Consider the following 19511-nt stretch of genomic DNA (forward strand, 5'->3'; position numbering starts at 1 on the left):
GCGATGAACACCGCCGTATAGATCTGCGTGGTGCCTTCAGGACCGATGAACCGGGTCACGAGCTTGTAGAGCCCGCGCCAATAGAACACGAGGACGCCGACCACGGGTGCGGCCAGCATGAGCAGGAAGATCTGCCAGGTCTCGGGCACGTAAAACTGGCTGAGGCGCAACGAATAGGCGCCCCACAACGCGATGGCGAGCATCGCGAAGTCGTTCATGATCAGCAGCGTCCGCTTGAACCAGCGGTGGCGCTCGATCAGCCAAACGGCGAGATTCATACGGCCGACCCCGTACTAGGCCCTGGGCCTAGACTAAGAACTTCATGCACATCGGGAAAGTGCGCTGAACCATAGCCGAAGGCTTACCCAAACGGAAGCAAGGGGATGCGGCCGGGCCTCAAGACTTTCCCACATGGGCTTGAGGTCTCTAGGCCTTCCGGTCAAGCTCCGGCCCGAGTTTCCAGGCATGGCGAGGGTATGACAAAGCCGGCAGTCACAAGCATTCACGTCAGGGTTCAGGCGGCGCTGCTCGTCCTCGTCCTTCACGCGGGCGCGGCCGCGGCCGACACGGTCACGCTGGTCACGCCCATGGTCTATGGCACGCACCTCCCTGGCCTGGGCGCACCCGCGCGGCAGCTTGCGAAAGCGTGGAGGAGGGGTCGAAAGGCACCCTGAAGCTCGATCTGAAGGAGCCGGGCGACGGCACGGTGCCCCACGAGATCCTCGACAAGGTCTCGGACGGCAAGGTCGATGCCGGCTTCGCCACGGCGGGCTTCTGGGCCGCGAAGTGCCGGCGGCAAGCCTCTTCGGCGGCTATCCCTTCGGCCCGGACGCCAAGGGCTACCTCGCCTGGTTCAATCGGGGCAACGGCCGGGGGCTCTATCAGGAGATGTACGACCAGGCGAGGGTGAAGGTGCATGTCATTCCTTGCGGCTTTGGCGGCGCCGAGGCGGGCGGCTGGTTCGCCAAGGAGATCACCGCCAAGAAGGACCTCGAGGGCTTGCGCATGCGCATCTTCGGGCTGGGCGCGCGGGTGATGTCGCGGCTCGGCGTGGTACCGGTGCTGGTGCCGGGAAGCGGCCTGATCGACGCCTTCAAGGACGGCAAGATCGACGCCGCCGAAATCTATACGCCCGCGGTCGACCGCACGCTCGGCCTGCAAGAAATGGTCAAGCATCTGTACATGCCCGGTTGGCACCAGCCCGCCACCGTGTTCGAGCTTCTCATCAACCAGGAACGCTGGGCGAAGCTCGGGCCCGAGCGCCAGGCGTTGATCGAGACCACGTGCGGCGAGAGGCTTCAGACCACCCTCTCCGAAAGCGCGACCCTGCAAGCATCGGCGCTTGCCGCCTTGACCAACCAGGACGGGGTGCGCGTGCTGCCCTGGCCGGGCGGCGTGCTTGAAGCCTTGCGCGAGGCCTGGGGCGAGATCGCCCGGGAGGAGGGCGTGCGGGACTACTTCTTCAAGGAAGTGCTGGAGGACATCGAGAGGTTTCAGGCGGGCGCGGAACAAACCCGGCTGGGGCCGGCGCCCCAAGCCGCGCAGCCGGCGGCGGCGGGGCAACAGCCCGCCGCGCGCTGACCCGCTATTTCTGCGTTTTCAGATAGGCGATGATGTTTGCCCGCTCGTCCGCGTCAGGAATTCCCTGAAACGCGAGGGCCATGGGCGAATCCGGCAGGAGCGCCTTCGGGTCCTCGATCCAAGGATCGATATGCGCCTCCGTCCAGGTGTAACCCTCCTCGCCGAGCTTCTTCATGCCCGGCGAGTAGGCAAAGCCTTCGACGCTCGCGCCTTGCGGCCGACGATGCCGTTGAGTTCGGGACCGACCAGGTTCTGGGCGTCAGGTCCCACTTGATGACAGATGCCGCATTTGGTGGCGAAGGCGGCCTTGCCCGCCTCGGCGTCGCCCGCGGCGGATGCGGGGCCGGCGAGGGCGATCAAAGCCGCCGCGAACCCGAGCCTGCAGAACCCGAGTTTCCTCATCTCTGTTCTCCTTGATAAGCTGCCCAGCCAGGAGTTTTTGCCCCTTTTGGGGCCCGTTCTTGTAGGCGTACCGGGAGCCGGAAGGGCCGCCTGGCACCACCGTAACTTGGAGCGCCATGATGCGTTCCACATTGAGCCCTATTTGGGCGTGGCCGGCGTGCCCGTATTGCCCGCATCCCGCGCTCATGCGAAAGACTAGCCGGAGCTCTTTGACCCAAATGGCCACTCTCGACGGCTTGGAGCCGCACACATGTCCCCACTGATCCTTCCCGATCCGGACCGCGGGGTAACCTCCCGGCGGAACGACATCGTGAAGCAGCTCAAAAGGTTGGTGCCGGAGGCGACGCTCATCGCCGACGAGGAGGGATGCCGCACGTTCGAATCCGACGCGCTGACCGCCTATCGCTGCCTGCCGCTTGCCGTGGTCTTGCCGAGCAGCACCGAGGAAGTCTCCGCGATCTTGCGCTTCTGTCACGACAACCACGTCAAGGTAGTGCCGCGCGGAGCGGGGACCTCGCTCGCCGGCGGGGCTCTGCCGCTGGAAGACGCGGTCGTGCTCTGCCTGTCGCGCATGAACAAGGTGATCGAGATCGACCCCTCGAACCGCGTGGCGCGTGTCGAGGCCGGCCTGACCAACATCGCCATCACCGAGGCCGCGTCGAAGCACGGCCTGTTCTACGCGCCCGACCCGTCGAGCCAGATCGCGTGCACCGTGGGCGGCAACATCGCCACCAATTCCGGCGGCGCCCATTGCCTGAAATACGGTGTCACCGTCAATAACCTGCTCGGTGTGCGCATGGTCATGATGGACGGCGAGATCGTCGAGTTCGGCGGCAAGCATCTGGACGCGCCAGGCTACGACTTCTTGCCGCTGATCACCGGCTCCGAAGGTCAGCTTGGCGTCGTCACCGAGGCCACGGTGCGGTTGCTCGCGGCCCCCGAAGGCTCGAAGCCCATCCTGATCGGCTTCGACTCGACAGAGGCCGCCGCGTCCTGCGTCGCCGCCATCATCGCCGCCGGCATCGTGCCCGTGGCCATCGAGTTCATGGACCGTCCGGCCATCCATGTCTGCGAGCATTTCGTGCCCGCCGGCTATCCGCTCGACGCCGAGGCCGCGCTGATCGTCGAGGTCGAAGGCTCCGAGGACGAGATCGAGTATCTCCTGGAGAAGATCGAGGACATCGCCCGCGACTTCCTGCCGACGAGCCTGCGCCGCAGCCAGAGCCCGGAAGAGACCGCGCTGATCTGGAAGGGCCGCAAGGCGGCGTTCGGCGCCATCGGCCAGATCTCCGACTATATCTGCATGGATGGCGTCATCCCGCTGTCCCAATTGCCCAAGGCGCTGGACGAGATCGGCTGGATCTGCCGCAAATACCGCTTCGACGTGGCCAACATCTTCCACGCGGGTGACGGCAATCTCCATCCGCTCATTCTCTATAACGCCAACGATTCCGTGCAGCTGGAGCGCGTGGAGCTGTGCGGCGGCGAGATCTTGAAGCTCTGCGTCGCGCTTGGCGGCTGCCTGACCGGCGAGCACGGCGTCGGCATCGAAAAGCGTGAATTGATGTACGAGCAGTTCACCGACGAGGACATCGACCAGCAAGTCCGCATCAAGGAGGAGTTCGATCCCTCCTGGCTGCTCAACCCGGGCAAGGTCTTTCCCATCGAGGGCCGGGACGCCCAGAGGATGCGCAGCATCGAGCTGACCGATCTTGGCCCCGAGGTGGAGACCGGCGTCGAGGTCGCGATCGAGGCCGAGCTGGCGGAAGGACACGAAGTCCCGTGACCGGTTCCATGCGCCTCGGCTTCCATGCTCCCGAAACGGAGGAGGAACTCGCCGCTCTCGTGTTCGAGGCGGCCGAGACGCGCACCCCGTTGGAGATCATGGGCAAGGGCACCAAGCGCGAGCTGGGACATCCGGTGGGGGCGGGCGCCGTGGTGAGCAGCGAGGGCATGTCGGGCATATCGCTTTACGAGCCGACGGAGCTGGTGATGGTCGCCAAGGCCGGCACGCCGCTTGCCGAGATCGAGGCCAAGCTCGCCGAGAACGAGCAGGAGCTTCCCTTCGAGCCCGTCGATCTCGCCCCGATCCTGGGTTATGCGCCCGGCGACGGCACGATCGGCGGCGTGATCGCCACCAATATTTCCGGCAGCCGCCGCATCCTCAAAGGCGCCGCGCGCGACCATGTGCTGGGCATACGCGCCGTCAACGGCCGCGGCGAGGTGATCAAGGCGGGCGGCCGCGTCATGAAGAATGTCACGGGCTACGACATCGGCCGCACGCTGGCCGGCTCCTGGGGCACGCTCGCCATGATGACCGAGATCTCGCTCAAAGTGTTGCCGGCCCAGCGCGAGACCCGCACGATTCTCTGCTTCGGCCTGACCGACCAGACGGCGGTCGAAGCCCTGTGCATCGCCATGGGCACGCCCTACGAGGTGTCGGGCGCGTTGCACATCCATGCCGACCTTGCCGCGCGTCTCTCCGATGAGGAGATTGCCGGCGCGAGAATCCGGTCACCGCGATCCGGGTCGAGAATTTCCCGTCCTCGGCGCGCTATCGGGCCAACAGCCTGCGCCAGGCGCTGCTCGCCTATAGCCCGGCGCTGGAACTCGACGGCGAACGCAGCCAAGCGTTCTGGAACGACATCCGCACGCAGATGTTCCAGGACAAGCCCAATCCCGCTGTGGCGCGTCTCCACCGCGCCGACCCAAGCCGCCAAGCTCGTCGGCAATCTGTCACGCAAGATCGACGCCCGGGTGGTCTATGACTGGTCGGGCGGCCTCATCTGGATCGAGACGCCGCCCTTGACCGATGCCGGCGCTGTCGATATTCGCCGCCAGCTTGCCGAGCTCGGCGGTCACGCCACCTTGATCCGCGCCGACGACGCGACCCGCGCCGGCATCGACGTGTTCCAGCCGCTCGAGCCGCAACACGCGATTCTCTCGGCCAAGCTGAAGCACGCCTTCGATCCGCTCGGCATCTTCAATCCGGGCCGTATGTATCGGGATATGTGAGCCAAGCGTCATGCAGACCAGCTTCAACGCCCTTCAGCTTGGTGATCCGACAATCGCGCGCGTCGATGAGATTTTGCGCCGCTGCGTCCCATGCGAACTGGTCGCCGCGCCCTGTCCGACCTACGTGCTGACGCGCGATGAGCGGGACAGTACGCGCGGACGCGTCAATTTGATCAAGCAGATGTTCGAGAGCGGTAAGGTGACCAGCACGATGGTTCACCATATCGACCGATGCCCCTCATGCCTTGGGCGCGCGGCGTGTCCCAGCGGTGTTGACTACATGCATCTCGTCAATCTGGCGCGGGTTCGCATCGAGCAACGCGGACATCGTGGCGCGAGCCAGCGCATGATGCGTTGGTTTGTAAGTCGCGTGCTGGCGAACCCCTATCGCTTCAAGGCGCTGCTTGCCCTGGGCTGGTTCGCTAGGCCGTTCCGTCATGTCTTCGCCAAGATGGGTCTTCCGCGCGTGGCGGCGGCTTTGGAGCTGGTTCCAGCAAACGCGCTCAAGCTCAAAATTCTGAAGCCCAAGTCGGCCTACAACCCGAAAGCACCCCATACGAAGCGCGTGGCGATCATGCTGGGCTGCGTGCAGGAGGTCCTGGCGCCGCAGATCAATCAGGCGGCGATGAGGCTGCTTCGCCGTCATGGCATCGACGTCATGGTGGTCAAGGACGAGGGCAGCAGCGGCGCGGTAGCCCATAGCTTGGGGCACGAGGAGGAGGCGCAGGGTCACGCGCGCCACAATATCGACGCCTTGACCGCCCTGATGCGCGAACGCCTGCTGGACGCGATCATCGTCACCGACGGCGGCCGCGGTGCCATGCTCAAGGACTATGGAAACCTCTTGGCGCGAGACCGCGGTTATGCGGAGCGTGCGGAGTACGTGTCGGGCCTCGCCCGCGACATCACGGAGTATCTCGACGAGATCGGTCTCAATCCGCCCGTCATGTGGACCGGCTTGAAAGTGGCGTACCACTCTGCGTGTTCGTTGCGTCATGGCCAAAAGCTCGAGGCGCTGCCGCGCGCTCTTCTCGAGCAGGCGGGCTACACGCTGACCGACATCCCGGAGGGGCATTTGTGCTGCGGTTCCGCCGGCGTCTACAACATCCTCCAGCCGGACCTCGCGGGCCAGTTGCGCGACCGGATGCTCAAGAACATCGAGAGCATTTCTCCCGACGTTATCGTGGTCGGCAATATTGGCTGCATGGCGCTGCTCCAGGGCGGCACCGACGTGCCCATCGTCCACACCGTGGAGCTGCTGGACTGGGCCACGGGCGGCCCCTGCCCGCCGGCGCTCTCCAAGCTGCGCCACCGCGCCAATCCCATCGAGGCGCTGGTCGAGATGGCCAAGACCGCGGCCAAGGAGCGCGAGCTCGTCGATTAGAGCGTCCCTGGCCCACTCTCCTTCGTCATGCCCGGCCTTGTGCGGGCATCCAATAGGGCCTAGCCGCAAATTTCTTCGTAGAGATCTGTCTTCCCCAAGTAGAGCGTTCCATGGCGGTGCTTGGCGCTCCATTGGACCCCCGGGACAAGCCCGGGGGTGACGAACGAGAAAGGGAGGGTAAGGAGACCACCCTTGCTTGCGGCCGGAATCGGTGGGCTGGATCGCGGCGGCTGGCGGGTGATACGATACGGATCCGCAAGACGGCGTTGATTTCGGACCAACCGAAACGCGCCTTCGAATCTCTAGGACTTTCCACCCTGGCCGGTTGCCGGGGATTGTAGCTGGGCCATGCAAACCAATTTCAACGCCCTTCAGCTTGGGGACCCGACGGTCGCGCGCGCCGACGAGATCCTGCGCCGCTGCGTCCATTGCGGGCTGTGCACGGCCACCTGCCCCACCTACGTGCTGACCGGCGACGAGCGCGACAGCCCGCGCGGCCGCATCTACCTGATGAAGCAGATGTTCGAGGGCCGCGATGTAACCAACACGACGGTGCATCACATCGACCGCTGCCTCTCCTGTTTCGGCTGCATGACCACCTGCCCGAGCGGCGTCGACTATATGCATCTGGTCGATCTCGCCCGCGTGCGCGTCGAGCAGCGCGGCCACCGCGGTGCTAATCAGCGCACCATGCGCTGGTTCCTGAGCCGCGTGCTGCCGAACCCGAACCGGTTCAAGGCTATGCTGGTGCTCGGCTGGTTCATGAAGCCCTTCCGCAATCTCTTCGCCAAGTTGGGCATGCGCCGTATCGCGGCGGCCCTCGACCTGGTGCCGCCGGGCGCGCTCAAGCTCAAGATCCTGAAACCAAAATCGGCGCTCAATCCCAAGGCACCCCAGCCCAAACGCGTGGCGATCATGCTCGGCTGCGTGCAGGAGGTGCTGGCGCCGCAGATCAATCACGCGGCGATCCGGCTGCTCCGCCGGCACGGCATCGATGTCGTGGTGGTGAAGGATGAAGGCTGTTGCGGCGCGCTCTCCCATTCTCTCGGGCGCGAAGAGGAGGCGCGGTCCCATGCGCGCCACAATATCGATGCCTGGACCGCGGTGATGCGCGATCGCCTGCTCGACGGCATCGTTCTCACGGCCGGCGGTTGCGGCACCATGCTCAAGGACTACGGCAATCTGCTCGCCCGCGATCGCGGCTATGCGGAGCGCGCGGAATATGTCTCGGGGCTGGCGAAGGACGTCACCGAGTTCCTGGACGAGATCGGCCTCAATCCGCCCGTCATGTGGACCGGGCTGAAAGTGGCCTATCACTCCGCCTGTTCGCTCCAGCACGGCCAGAAGCTCGACGCGCTGCCCGCGTGCTTCTGGAGCAGGCGGGGCTACACGCTCACCGACATCCCCGAGGGGCATCTGTGCTGCGGCTCGGCCGGCACCTACAACATCATGGAGCCGGAACTGTCCGGCCAGCTCCGCGACCGCAAGCTCAAGAACATTGACAGCATCAAGCCGGACGCAATCGTCACCGGCAATATCGGCTGCATGAGCCAGCTCAAGTCCGGCACGGATGTGCCGTTCGTTCATACGGTGGAGCTGCTCGACTGGGCCACGGGCGGTCCGTGCCCGCCGGCGCTCTCCAAGATGAAGGACGCCGCCCATCCCATCGAGGCCCTCGTGGAGATGGCCAAGATGAGCGCCAAGGAACGCGCGCTCGCCGACTGACGCTATTGGCGCGCCTGGTTCGAGGCCCGGCCGTCATCCTGAGGTGCGAGCGCCAGCGAGCCTCGAAGGACGGCCGGGCACCTCACCATGATGTCCCCCTCGCTTGCTGGCCGGGGATCGATGGGCTAGAACGCGGCGGCTGGAACCCCTCTAGACTCAGCCGAAATCCTCCATGACCAAGAAGACCGAAAGCCCTCGCCCTGAGGCCCGCCTGCCGAAGGGTTTGCAGGACATTTCCTCGGCGGAAATCCGCGCCACGGAGGCCATGCTCGGCACCATCAGGTCCGTGTTCGAGCGCTACGGCTTCGAGCCGCTGGATACGCCCGCGATCGAATACACCGATGCGCTCGGCAAGTTCCTGCCCGACCAGGACCGGCCCAACGAAGGCGTGTTTTCCTTCCAGGACGACGACGAGCAGTGGCTCTCCCTGCGCTACGATCTGACGGCGCCGCTCGCCCGCTATGTGGCCGAGAACTTCCAGAGTTTGCCCAAGCCGTTCCGGCGCTATCAGGCCGGCCCCGTGTGGCGCAACGAGAAGCCGGGCCCGGGCCGCTTCCGCCAGTTCATGCAGTTCGACGCCGATACGGTGGGCGCGCCATCGGTCGCGGCCGACGCGGAGCTGTGCATGCTCGCCGCCGACACGCTCGAAGCCCTCGGCATCCCCCGCGGCGACTATGTGGTGAAGGTCAATAACCGCAAAGTCCTCGACGGCGTTCTCGAATCCATCGGACTTGGCGGTGAAGAAAACGCCGCTAAGCGGCTCGCGGTTTTGCGCGCCATCGACAAGCTCGACCGGCTCGGTATGGAAGGTGTTGAAGCGCTCTTGGGAAAGGGGCGCAAAGACGAGTCCGGCGACTACACCAAAGGTGCCGACCTCGCTCCCGACCAGATTGCCTCGGTCCTGGCCGCAATCAGCGAAGGCGAGATGAAGCTCGGCGATCTCGGCACGGCCGCTACCGGCATTGGCGGCGAAGGCCTAGAAGAGTTGACCGGGATTGCCGCGCTGATTGCAGCGGCCGGCTACGCGGACCGTATCAAGATCGATCCCACCGTCGTGCGCGGGCTGAGTTATTACACCGGCCCCGTATTCGAGGCGGAATTGACGGCGCCGATCACGGACGAGCGCGGCCTTGAAATCAGGCTCGGCTCCGTGGTGTCGGGCGGCCGCTATGACGGGCTCGTCGAGCGCTTCACCGGCGAGAAGGTCCCGGCCACCGGAATCTCGGTCGGCGTGTCGCGGCTCCTGTTCGGCCTTCAGCTGCTCGGCAAGTTCAAGGGCGATGCCGTGCGAGGCCCCGTGGTCGTGCTCGTCTTCGACAAGGACCGCTTAGCCGACTACCAGAAGATGGTGCAGGCGCTGCGCAACGCGAACATCCGCGCCGAGCTCTATCTCGGGTCGTCGGGCATGAAGGCGCAGATGAAATATGCCGACCGGCGCGGCGCCCCGTGCGTGGTCATTCAGGGCGGCGACGAGAAGCAACGCGGCGAGGTGCAGATCAAGGATCTCGTGCTCGGCGCGGGTCTCACCGCCATCGAGGATCGCGAGGAGTATCTGAAAAAGCAGGCGGAAGCGCAGTTCGCCGTGCCCGAGGCCGATCTCGTCGCGGCCGTACGCCGCGTCCTTGATCGCCACAAATCCAGATCACTCGTGTTATCCCCTTATGCATCGTCATTGCCGGGCTTGACCCGGCAATCCATTCCATTGGCCTTTACCCGTTCTTCAGAGGTAACGGCGTGGATGCCCGGATCAAGTCCGGGCATGACGAGTAAGAGGTAGATCGGACACCAGCCATGGTTGCGGAATCGGCGAAAGCATTCGAGGCTCTCGAGGCCCAGGCGCGGGCGTTGCTCGACCTGTTCGCGCGCGCGGGCTACGAGCCGGTCGCGCCCGCCATCATCCAGCCCGCCGGCGTGTTCCTCGACCAGGTCGGCGAGCAGGTGAGATCGCGCACCTATGTGTTCACCGACCTCGCCGGCGAGGAGCTTTGCCTCAGGCCGGACCTGACGGTGCCGGTGTCGCGGCTCTATTTGGAGCGCCACCCCGACGCGGGCGCTCAGGCCCGCTACTGCTACAACGGCCCCGCCTTCCGCTTTCAGCCGCTCGGCCCCAGCGCCACGCACCCGCGCGAGTTCCGCCAGGCCGGCATCGAGTGTTTCGGCGCGCCCGACAAGGAGAGCGCCGATGTCGAGGTGCTGCTGCTCGCGGTCGAGGCGGTGAAGAGCGCCGGCCTTAGAGAATATTGGCTGCGTTTCGGCGACATCGCCCTGTTCTACGCGCTGATCGATGCGCTTCAGCTGCCCGAGCGCTGGCGCCTGAAACTGCGTCATTATTTTTGGCGGCCGCCCGTGTTCCACGCGCTGCTCACACGTCTGGCGAAAGGCGAACCTCCGGAGACGGACGGCCTGACGGCGGCGCTGGCGGAGAAGATCGGCGGCGCTGACCAAGAGACGGCCGAGGAGATGGTCGCGGCCTATCTCGAGGCGCAAAATACTTCCCTCGCGGCAACCGCTCCTTGCGCGAGATCACCGCGCGCTTGTGCGATCACGCCGGCCGACCTGCGCGCCGATCCGCTGCCGAAAGAGGTGGCGACCGTGATCGACTATTACCTGGCCGTCTCCGCCGCCCCGCGCGAGGCGACCGAAAAAATCGCCATGATCGCGAAAGGTGCGGGACTCGACGTCGACCCCGCGCTGGATGCCGCCTTGCGCCGGTTCGATCGGCTCGAGCGCGCCGGCATCGATCTGACCCGCGCCACCTTCGACACCGAGTTCGGCCGCAAGCTCGAATATTATTCGGGCCTCGTGTTCCAGGTCGAGGCCGCGGGCCTGAGCGAGACCGAGCCGGTCGCCGGCGGCGGGCGCTACGACAATCTGCTGGCCGCGCTCGGCGCGCCGCGCCCCGTGCCGGCCGTGGGCTCGGCCATTCACACCGAACGTCTGCTCGCCGCGGTGGAGAGGAGCGCGTCATGACCGCGCCCGCGCTTGTCATCGCCGTGCCGTCCAAGGGCCGGCTGAAGGAGAAGGCCGCAGAGCTGTTCGAGCGGGCGGGCTACCCGTTGCGTGTCAAAGGGCATGAGCGCGGCTATCGCGGCCAGCTCGAAGGTTTGGGTGACGTGGAGGTCGAATACACCTCCGCCGCCGAGATCGTGCATCAACTCAGGGCGGGGCGCGTGCACTTGGGCATCACCGGCGAGGACCTGGTGCGCGAGACGCTCACCGACGTGGACGGCACTGTTGAGTTCCTTGCGCCGCTGAACTTCGGCCATGCGGATGTGATCGTCGCCGTGCCGGAATGCTGGCTCGACGTGTCGCGCATGGCGGACTTGGAGGATGTGGCCGAGCAGTTCGCCCGGGCCCACGGCCGCCGTCTGCGCGTCGCCACCAAATATATGAACCTGACGCGGCGCTTCTTCGCCAGGAAAGGCGTGACCGGCTACCGCATCGTCGAGAGTGTCGGCGCCACCGAGGCGACGCCCGCCACCGGCACGTCGGAGCTGATCGTCGACATCACCACCACCGGCACCACGCTGAGGGCGAACCACCTCAAAGTGCTGGACGATGGGCTGATCCTCAAGAGCCAAGCGCATCTGCTGGCGGCCCAGGGCGCCGCCTGGGACGCGCGGGCCACCGAATTGCGCGCGGCGATCGTTTCGGCTCTCTCAACCTAAAAAAGACTGAAGTTCACCGCGAGGTGAATGGCGATGATGCGCGCCAGCGGCTAGTCTCCGGCCGCCATGTGGATTCGTCTTGCCATCTTTGCGGCCCTGCTTGCCGCGTCCGTCACCGCCGTCTTGGCCGCTCCCTCGCGCATCGTCATCCTGCGCCACGGCGAGAAGGCCGACGATTGGAAGCTCTGCGAGACCGGTCGGCAGCGGGCGCAAGCGCTGAAATACAATTATCTTGGCAAGGACGCCGCCAAGTCGCTGTTCACCGAGGACGCGCCGCCGGCCTACTTCTTCGCCATTACCCTCCACACCATGGAGCTGGCGACGCCCGCGGTGGAGAGCTGGGGAAAGCCGATCATCTATTATTCGGTGCTGCCCGAGGCGGACGAAAAGAAGTTTACCGAGGCGCTGACGCCCGGACGCGAGAGGCGGCCGGGAACATCCTCAACAACCCGGCCCTCAAAGGGGAAGACCGTCGTGATGGTCTGGGAGCACAGGCACATCGCCAACAAGGCGCTCGACGACAAATATCAGCGCGAGGCCGCGGTGACCCTCCGGCAGCTCTTCCATCTCGACATTCTGCCGGGCGTGCCGCGCGAATGGCCGGACGACAATTTCGACTATTTCTGGATCGTCGATTTCCCGGAGAACTCCAACGTTCCGTCGAGATTCGAGATGGTGAAGCAGGAGTTCGGCAAGTCCTTCCCCGACGTCCCGGCCAATGACTGGGGCGAACCCGATGGCCTCGATGCCGGGAGCGGCTGCGTGAAGTGAGGCCTAGGCCACGGCCTTCGGCGCTTGTTTCGCTTCCGCCAGCCGGTGGCGCCCGTCCTCTTCCGGCGACAGCTTGAAGAACCGGCCGTGGAATTCGTTGAGGCTCGACCGGTGGCCGATCGACACGATGGCCGAGTCCGGCAGCCGTTCCAGCAGAAGCCGGTAAAGCGAGGCCTCTGACTCTTCGTCCAGCGCGCTGGTCGCCTCGTCCAGGAACAGCCATTGGGGCTTGTGCAGGAGCGCGCGGGCGATGGAGAGCCGTTGCTGCTCGCCGCCGGACAGCGTGTCGGCCCAATAGGCGGTCTCGTCGAGTTTCCCGCTGAGATGCCCGAGCCCGACCTCCTCGAGAGCGGTCTCGATCTCTTGGGGCGTGAAGGCATCCTGGGGTCCCGGATAGGCCAGTGCGCCGCGTAAAGTCCCGAGCGGCAAATAAGGCCGCTGCGGCAGCACGAGCACGCTGGCACCTTCGGGGATACGCACGGAGCCTGATCCGAACGGCCATACGCCGCCGAGCGCCCGGAACAGGCTGGTCTTGCCGGAGCCTGACGGCCCGGTCACCAGGATGCGCTCGCCCGGCGCGATGACAAGGTCCGAGAGGCGCACGATCTCATCGCCATTGGGAAGCCCGACGGACATCTGCTCCACATGCAACGTGCCCGCGCCCTCGCTGATGAACTCGACCCGCGGCGCGGTCTCGCTGAGCTTCTGGGCCCAGTCGATCGAGGCCTCGAAGCCGGCCAGCCGGTCGAGTACCGCTTTCCAGTCGGCGATGCTGGAATAGGCCGTGACGAAGAAGGACAACGCGCTCTGTACCTGGCTGAAGGCTTGCGCAATCTGCATCAGCCCGCCCAGGGTCAGCGTGCCGAAGAAATAGACCGGGCTCACCACCAGGAACGGAAAGATGATCGCGACTTGGTTGTAGCCGGCGGTCAGGAAGGTGAGCTTTTTGGTGCGGCTCATGATGCCGTGCCAGTTCCTGATCACATGCGCGAAGCGGTCGTGCAGATGCGCCTCTTCGGCGGGCTCGCCGGAAAGCAGCGTCACTTCCTCGGCATTCTCCCGCAAGCGCACGAGAGAAAATCGGAAATCGGCCTCGTAGCGCTGCTGGTCGAAATTGAGCTTGATGAGCGGGCGTCCCACCAGATGAGTCACCCAGGTGCCGATGACCGAGTAGATCAGTGCCGCCCACACCAGATAGCCGGGGATCTCGTAGGATGCATCGCCGATCATCAGCGGCGTCGCCGAGGACAGGTTCCACAGGATTACGATGAAGGAGATCAGCGTGACGACGGAGCCGAGCAGCGCGATGCCGATATCGAGCGTGGCGTTGACGAAGAGGCGGATGTCGTCGGCGATGCGCTGGTCGGGGTTGTCGGCGGAGTCGCCCTTGAGCCGCATCCGGTAATGGGTGCCTTCGGCGAGCCAGCGCCCGAGATAGGCCTCCGTCAGCCAGCCGCGCCAGCGGATCTGCAACCATTGCTGCAAATAGAGTTGGTAGACCGCCGTGACGATGAAGAAGATGGCGAGAACCGTGAACACGCCGAACTGGTAGATGAAGACCTCCCAAGTTCTTGTCCTGAGCGCCGTGTAGAACGTGTTGTACCAGGCGTTGAATCGGACGTTCAGCCAGACCTGGAACAGCTGGAGCGCGATGACCACGAGCAACAGCCCGCGCCCCCATAAGCGGTCGCTGCCGCGGAAATAGGGGAAGGCGATGCGAGCAAACTCTTTGGCCGTGTCGCGAAATTTCGCCATATGGGGAGCGACCTCAAGGAGCCCCCTAGAACAAGGGAGCACGAACGGCGCGACGATAGGGCCAAAGTCTGGGCTTGGGGAAATTACGAATGCGTAAGCTTGGCCCGCGCGAGGCCGGAAACCGGGCCAAAGATTAATGGGCGGCAATAGGCCGCCCATAGCAGCCGCCTAATCGTCGCTGATGCTCTCGAAGAACCAAGCGATTATGGCGGCCGCAGTTAAGGAAACGACGGCCCCGATCAAAGGCGCCGTAGCAAGGGCTGCAAGCTGGATTTCCATGGCGCCGATCCCCCGTTGGTGCGCAAGCTCTCTGAAAACGGCGCACGCCCGAGAATGTTCCGGGGGGTTCGAAAAAAACGGTGGGGATCCCGCCAAAGCAAAAGGGGCGGCCACTGGCCGCCCCTTCCGCAAGTTAGTGATGAGCTAGGACAGGCCTACATCATGTCCATGCCGCCCATGCCGCCCGGAGGCATTCCCGGCATGCCGGCGTCGTCCTTCTTCGGCGACTCGGCCACGCCCGCCTCGGTGGTGACCAGCAGGCCGGCGACCGACGCCGCATCCTGAAGGGCGGTGCGCACGACCTTGGCCGGGTCGATGATGCCCTTTTGAATCAGGTCCACATAGGTGTCGTTCTGTGCGTCGTAGCCGAAGGACGGAGACTTCTGCTCCAGCACCTTGCCGACCACGATGGAGCCTTCGACACCGGCGTTCTCGGCGATCTGGCGGATCGGCGCCCTGGAGCGCGCGGCGCACGATATTGATGCCGGCCTCCTGGTCCTCGTTGTCGCCCTTGGACTTGATGCCCTTGGAGGCGTGCAACAGGCTACGCCGCCGCCGGGAACGATGCCTTCCTCGACGGCCGCGCGGGTCGCGTTCAGAGCATCGTCCACGCGATCCTTCTTCTCCTTCACCTCGACCTCGGTGGCGCCCGCGACCTTGATCACGGCAACACCGCCGGCGAGCTTCGCCAGCCGCTCTTGCAGCTTCTCGCGGTCATAGTCGGAGGTGGTGTCTTCGATCTGCTGCTTGATCTGACCGACGCGCGCCTCGATGTCGTCCTTCTTGCCGCCGCCGCGGACGATCGTGGTGTCGTCCTTGGTGATGGTGACGCGCTTGGCCTTGCCGAGCATCTGCACCGTGACGTTCTCGAGCTTGATGCCGAGATCCTCGGAGATCATCTCGCCGCCGGTCAGGACCGCGATGTCCTGAAGCATGGCCTTGCGGCGATCGCCAAAGCCCGGCGCCTTCACCGCGGCGACCTTCAGACCGCCGCGCAGCTTGTTGACCACGAGCGTGGCCAAAGCCTCGCCCTCGACGTCCTCGGCGATGATGAGCAACGGACGGCCCGACTGCACCACGGACTCGAGGAGCGGCAGCATGGCCTGAAGACCCGACAGCTTCTTTTCGTAGATGAGGATGTAGGGGTTATCGAGCTCGGTAATCATCTTCTCGGCGTTGGTGATGAAGTAGGGCGAGATATAGCCGCGGTCGAACTGCATGCCCTCGACCACTTCGAGCTCGCTGTCGAGACTCTTGGCTTCCTCGACGGTGATCACGCCCTCATTGCCGACCTTCTTCATGGCCTGGGCGATCATGTCGCCGATGGTCTTCTCGCCGTTGGCCGAAATGGTGCCGACCTGGGCGATTTCGGCGGAGCCGCTGACCTGCTTCGACTGCTTGCGGATAGCCTCGACCACCTCGATCACGGCCTTGTCGATGCCGCGCTTCAGATCCATCGGGTTCATGCCGGCGGCGACGGCCTTCAGGCCTTCGCGGACGATCGCCTGCGCCAGCACGGTCGCGGTCGTGGTGCCGTCGCCCGCGGTCTCGTTGGTCTTCTGGGCGACCTCTTTCAACATCTGCGCGCCCATGTTCTCGAACTTATCCTCAAGCTCGATCTCCTTGGCCACGGTGACGCCGTCCTTGGTCGAGCGCGGGGCGCCGAACGACTTCTCGATGATGACGTTGCGGCCCTTGGGACCGAGCGTCACCTTGACCGCGTTGGCCAGCACGTCGACGCCGCGCAGCATGCGCTCGCGGGCATCGGCGGCAAATCTCACATCTTTAGCTGCCATCAGTGATGTTCTCCGTTATGGGGTCGCGCCCTCAAGGAGCCGGCTCGGCCGGCGTCTTGACGGGCGATTGTTTCCGAAGGGGTGAGGGGCGTTAGCCGAGAATGCCCATGATGTCGGACTCCTTCATGATCAGGAGATCGTCGCCATCGATCTTGACCTCGGTGCCCGACCATTTGCCGAACAGCACCTTGTCGCCGGCCTTCACGCCCAGGGGCTGGATCTTGCCGTCCTCGCCACGGGCGCCGGGCCCTGCGGAAACGACCTTGCCGGTCTGCGGTTTTTCGGCCGCGGTATCGGGAATGATAATACCGCCTTTGGTCTTCTGCTCCTCCTCGAGCCGCTTGACCACGACGCGGTCATGCAGGGGACGGAATTTCATGGATTTCTGCTCCTTATTCGCTGGAACGCTGCTGGTTGGCACTCAAGCAATGTGAGTGCCAATAGCGCCGCTTGTAAGGGCGAGCCTTGCGCGGTGTCAACAGGCGCATGGCCGCGAACATCAAGCGGCGCCGGAAGCCCCGCTTGATGCCCGAACGACGTAAAAAAGGGGTTACGGGGTCAGCTCGAGCCCAGACAGCGCCCGACCCAAGCCGAGCCCCAAATAGATGGCGATGAAGATGCCGATGACCGCAAGGGCCAGCCCATGGATCCACAGACCCGAGCGGCGGTAGGTGAGATCGGCGAAAGGGTTGGGCAGATGCTGGAAATGCTCGGCGGTGAACGTACCTGCTATTTCCGCATGCCGGCGCATCATCAGCCACCCATGAATGGTGATCAAAAGCCATGCCGTGCTGATCAGGAGGCCGGCCCCGATCACGGCGAATCCGGCCCAACGGCTCGCCCCCAAGGCCGTCGGGCTTAAGGCCAGCGCCCCGACGATCAGCGAGTTGGCGACGAGCAAGGCGTTGTGCCGCGCCCATATCGTCTCTCGTTCCGAGTTGATCAGATCGACATAGGCTTGGAACAGCGTGGCTTTATCGGAAAGATCGGCTGGTTCGCGCATGACAGAGATTTGCCATGGCGCGCTGGTCTGCGCCAGCGGTCACTTGCGAGACCGGCCGCAGCGAAGGAGGCGGCCAACCCGGTTCCTAGGGTTTCACGGGCGTGATCGGAAGCTCGATGCAGCAGCGCAGGCCATCCGGGCGCCAGTCGAGCACCGTCTCCCCGTGGGTCTGCCGCTTGGTCAGCCGTTCGATCAGGCCGATGCCGAAGCCCCGCACGCTGGGGGCCGAAACCGCCGGTCCTCCGCTTTCCATCCAGACCATGACCAACGCCGGCCCGGCGCTTTGGAGGGCGGTTGCGAACGGAATTTGAGATCGACCCGTCCGCTCCCGTTGGATAGCGCGCCGTATTTGATGGCGTTGGTCGCAAGCTCGTGCAGCACCAGCACGATCGTCTGCGAGTCTTGGGAGCCAAGGGAGATATTGGCGTTGTGGACATCGATGCGGTCCCAGACGCCGAGTGGCGAGAGCGCCTTCTCCACGAGGTTTTCCAGCGGGACCGCGTGCCACGCCCCCTTCATCAGCGCCTCGTGCGTGGCGGCGAACGTATTCAGTCGCGCCTGAAGAGATGTCACGAAGTCCCGTGCTTCGGGCCGCGTTTCGCTGGTCATGTTGACCAGGCTGCTCACGACCGAGAACAGGTTCTTCATCCGGTGCGAAAGCTCGCGGTTCAGGAGATCATAGGCGTCCTGCGTGCGCCGCCGGTCGGTCACGTCGAAGCAGAGCCCGGCGAGGATCGACGGCTCACCGTCTTCGGCACGATCGAGAACCTGACCGCGAAAGCTGAGCCAGCGCATTCCGCCGTTGTCCTTGGGGCCAACCCGGAACTCATGCGTGAACGGCCTCTCGTCGCGCAGCGCCTCGCTCAAAGAAACCCGAAGGAGCGCGACGTCGTCTTGATGCACATGCTCGAAAAAGTTCGCAGCAGGAACCTGCACCGCTCTGGGCGCGAGCCCGAAAAGCGCGGCGAGGCTGGAGGTCATATGGATGACGTTCCTGCCGAGATCCCATTCCCAAAGACCCGCACCAGCAGCCTCAACGGCGCGAACGAGCCGCCCGGGGTCGGCAAGAAGGAGGTTGACCCCGGCTGGATGACAGGGGTCAGAGCTTGCTTTCAACATTTGGGAACTGAGAGATATGTAGGCCGTGACTTTTGCCTTTTGGCCGCATATTGGGGCGGCGACGGGTGACGAGGTGCAGACTTACGCGGCCCTCGCGCCCCCTGTCTTTTAACTTTGACACATTGCCCGTTTGGGTCGCAGGTGAGGCGGTCATGCAGGCGGACATCCCCTTCGGTTACGGCGTTCAGTGCCCGCAATGCCCGCTCCGCGCCTGCGAGGTCTTTCAGGCCGTCAGCGACGATGAGCTCGACTTCATTTCCGCCTTGAAGGCGGGCGAGCTGCGCACCGGGCCGGCCTCGACGGTGCTCCAGGAGGGGGTGCCCTCCGATCACCTGTTCACGCTGCTTGAGGGCTGGGCCTTCCGCTACAAGACTCTGGACGACGGGCGCCGGCAGATCACGAGCTTCGTCCTGCCGGGCGACTTCATTGGCATTCAAGGCTCCATGCTGGGCGACATGGATCATTCGGTCGAAACGCTGACCCCAGCCGTGCTGTGCAGCTTCCCCAGAAAGCGCGTTTGGGAGCTGTATCAAAACTGTTCGAGCCTCGCCTTCGACATCACATGGCTCGCCGCGCGGCAGGAATCGATCCTCAACGAGCATCTGTTGAGCCTTGGCCGCAGAAACGCCGTCGAGTGCGCCGCCTATTACATTCTGCACCTCTATCTGCGGGCCGACGACGTCGGCCTCGTCACCGAAGGCAGAGTCCGCTTTCCCTTCACGCAGGAGCATCTCGCCGACGCGCTTGGCCTCTCCCTGGTGCACACCAACAAGACCTTGAAGAAGCTCTCGGCCGACGGCCTGATCCAGTGGGAGCACGGCTGGTGTTTCGTTCCAGACGTCGCGCCGCTTGCCGAACTCGCCAGGTTCGATCTCGGCCAGCCCCGTACGCGGCCTTTGCTGTGATCTTGAGCCGACGCAGCCTTGGCCTGGAAGCGCTTGGCTGGTATCACAGATGCGGCGGCCAATTTGATGTTGCGTTGCAATAGCCTGTCGCTCATGATTTCCGGGCGA

18 protein-coding genes and 1 pseudogene are annotated in these 19511 nt (G+C 64.7%); 11 read left to right on the plus strand and 8 right to left on the minus strand.

Annotated elements, in window-relative coordinates:
* Nucleotides 1-278: pseudogene (locus AUC71_RS01290) on the minus strand (polysaccharide biosynthesis protein); the annotation flags it as partial.
* A gap of 198 nt (nt 279-476) precedes the next feature.
* Here AUC71_RS01290 and AUC71_RS19085 point away from each other — a divergent pair.
* Both AUC71_RS19085 and AUC71_RS01300 read left to right on the plus strand, forming a co-directional pair.
* Nucleotides 477-674, plus strand: a complete 198-nt coding sequence (locus AUC71_RS19085; RefSeq protein WP_069622801.1) for a hypothetical protein — start codon at nt 477-479, stop codon at nt 672-674.
* Nucleotides 675-786: 112 nt separating this feature from the next.
* On the plus strand, nt 787-1581 hold the full coding sequence (locus AUC71_RS01300) for a TRAP transporter substrate-binding protein (protein WP_069622802.1): 795 nt from the start codon (nt 787-789) through the stop codon (nt 1579-1581).
* Nucleotides 1582-1585: 4 nt separating this feature from the next.
* Here the strand turns inward: AUC71_RS01300 and AUC71_RS22135 are convergent, their stop codons facing one another.
* Together AUC71_RS22135 and AUC71_RS22140 are read right to left on the minus strand one after the other, a co-directional pair.
* On the minus strand, nt 1586-1756 hold the full coding sequence (locus AUC71_RS22135) for a c-type cytochrome (RefSeq protein WP_342021479.1): 171 nt from the start codon (nt 1754-1756) through the stop codon (nt 1586-1588).
* Nucleotides 1753-1983 (minus strand): c-type cytochrome, encoded by a 231-nt coding sequence (locus AUC71_RS22140; protein ID WP_342021481.1) that lies wholly within the window; start codon nt 1981-1983, stop codon nt 1753-1755. The genes AUC71_RS22135 and AUC71_RS22140 overlap by 4 nt, the downstream gene beginning before the upstream one ends.
* Nucleotides 1984-2233: 250 nt before the next feature.
* Here AUC71_RS22140 and AUC71_RS01310 point away from each other — a divergent pair, with 250 nt between their 5' ends.
* The 8 genes from AUC71_RS01310 to AUC71_RS01345 all read left to right on the plus strand — a co-directional run bounded on the left by AUC71_RS01310 (nt 2234) and on the right by AUC71_RS01345 (nt 12546).
* Nucleotides 2234-3769: an FAD-binding oxidoreductase gene (locus tag AUC71_RS01310; RefSeq protein ID WP_069622803.1), complete on the plus strand. Its 1536-nt coding sequence runs from the start codon at nt 2234-2236 to the stop codon at nt 3767-3769.
* The gene (locus tag AUC71_RS01315; RefSeq protein ID WP_083237972.1) at nt 3766-4998 is read left to right on the plus strand and encodes an FAD-binding protein; all 1233 of its coding nucleotides are present in this window, start codon (nt 3766-3768) and stop codon (nt 4996-4998) included. The genes AUC71_RS01310 and AUC71_RS01315 overlap by 4 nt, the downstream gene beginning before the upstream one ends.
* A 10-nt stretch (nt 4999-5008) precedes the next feature.
* The gene (glcF, locus tag AUC71_RS01320) at nt 5009-6382 is read left to right on the plus strand and encodes a glycolate oxidase subunit GlcF (protein WP_069622804.1); all 1374 of its coding nucleotides are present in this window, start codon (nt 5009-5011) and stop codon (nt 6380-6382) included.
* A 348-nt stretch (nt 6383-6730) separates the two neighbouring features.
* The gene (gene glcF / locus AUC71_RS01325) at nt 6731-8107 is read left to right on the plus strand and encodes a glycolate oxidase subunit GlcF (RefSeq protein ID WP_069622805.1); all 1377 of its coding nucleotides are present in this window, start codon (nt 6731-6733) and stop codon (nt 8105-8107) included.
* A 172-nt stretch (nt 8108-8279) separates the two neighbouring features.
* Nucleotides 8280-9884 (plus strand): histidine--tRNA ligase, encoded by a 1605-nt coding sequence (hisS, locus tag AUC71_RS01330; protein ID WP_069622806.1) that lies wholly within the window; start codon nt 8280-8282, stop codon nt 9882-9884.
* Nucleotides 9885-9898: 14 nt separating this feature from the next.
* Nucleotides 9899-11077 (plus strand): ATP phosphoribosyltransferase regulatory subunit, encoded by a 1179-nt coding sequence (locus AUC71_RS01335; protein ID WP_069622807.1) that lies wholly within the window; start codon nt 9899-9901, stop codon nt 11075-11077.
* On the plus strand, nt 11074-11775 hold the full coding sequence (hisG, locus tag AUC71_RS01340; protein ID WP_069622808.1) for an ATP phosphoribosyltransferase: 702 nt from the start codon (nt 11074-11076) through the stop codon (nt 11773-11775). Before AUC71_RS01335 ends, hisG begins: the two co-directional genes overlap by 4 nt.
* A gap of 66 nt (nt 11776-11841) precedes the next feature.
* On the plus strand, nt 11842-12546 hold the full coding sequence (locus AUC71_RS01345) for a hypothetical protein (protein WP_069622809.1): 705 nt from the start codon (nt 11842-11844) through the stop codon (nt 12544-12546).
* Between the two features lie 3 nt (nt 12547-12549).
* Here the strand turns inward: AUC71_RS01345 and AUC71_RS01350 are convergent, their stop codons facing one another.
* The 5 genes from AUC71_RS01350 to AUC71_RS01370 all read right to left on the minus strand — a co-directional run bounded on the left by AUC71_RS01350 (nt 12550) and on the right by AUC71_RS01370 (nt 18498).
* Nucleotides 12550-14301 (minus strand): ABC transporter ATP-binding protein/permease, encoded by a 1752-nt coding sequence (locus AUC71_RS01350; RefSeq protein WP_069622810.1) that lies wholly within the window; start codon nt 14299-14301, stop codon nt 12550-12552.
* Between the two features lie 434 nt (nt 14302-14735).
* Complete coding sequence (gene groL / locus AUC71_RS01355; RefSeq protein WP_083237973.1) at nt 14736-16376, minus strand: chaperonin GroEL; 1641 nt, start codon at nt 16374-16376, stop codon at nt 14736-14738.
* Nucleotides 16377-16467: 91 nt separating this feature from the next.
* A complete protein-coding gene (locus AUC71_RS01360) occupies nt 16468-16755 on the minus strand; it encodes a co-chaperone GroES (RefSeq protein WP_069622823.1) in 288 nt (95 codons plus the stop codon).
* Between the two features lie 171 nt (nt 16756-16926).
* On the minus strand, nt 16927-17379 hold the full coding sequence (locus AUC71_RS01365) for a RipA family octameric membrane protein (protein WP_069622811.1): 453 nt from the start codon (nt 17377-17379) through the stop codon (nt 16927-16929).
* 192 nt (nt 17380-17571) lie between these two features.
* Nucleotides 17572-18498: a sensor histidine kinase gene (locus AUC71_RS01370; RefSeq protein WP_083237974.1), complete on the minus strand. Its 927-nt coding sequence runs from the start codon at nt 18496-18498 to the stop codon at nt 17572-17574.
* A gap of 152 nt (nt 18499-18650) precedes the next feature.
* Here AUC71_RS01370 and AUC71_RS01375 point away from each other — a divergent pair, with 152 nt between their 5' ends.
* A complete protein-coding gene (locus AUC71_RS01375) occupies nt 18651-19403 on the plus strand; it encodes a Crp/Fnr family transcriptional regulator (protein WP_069622813.1) in 753 nt (250 codons plus the stop codon).
* Nucleotides 19404-19511 lie beyond the last annotated feature (108 nt).

The organism is Methyloceanibacter marginalis (assembly GCF_001723295.1).
In the GTDB taxonomy this organism is placed as follows: domain Bacteria; phylum Pseudomonadota; class Alphaproteobacteria; order Rhizobiales; family Methyloligellaceae; genus Methyloceanibacter; species Methyloceanibacter marginalis.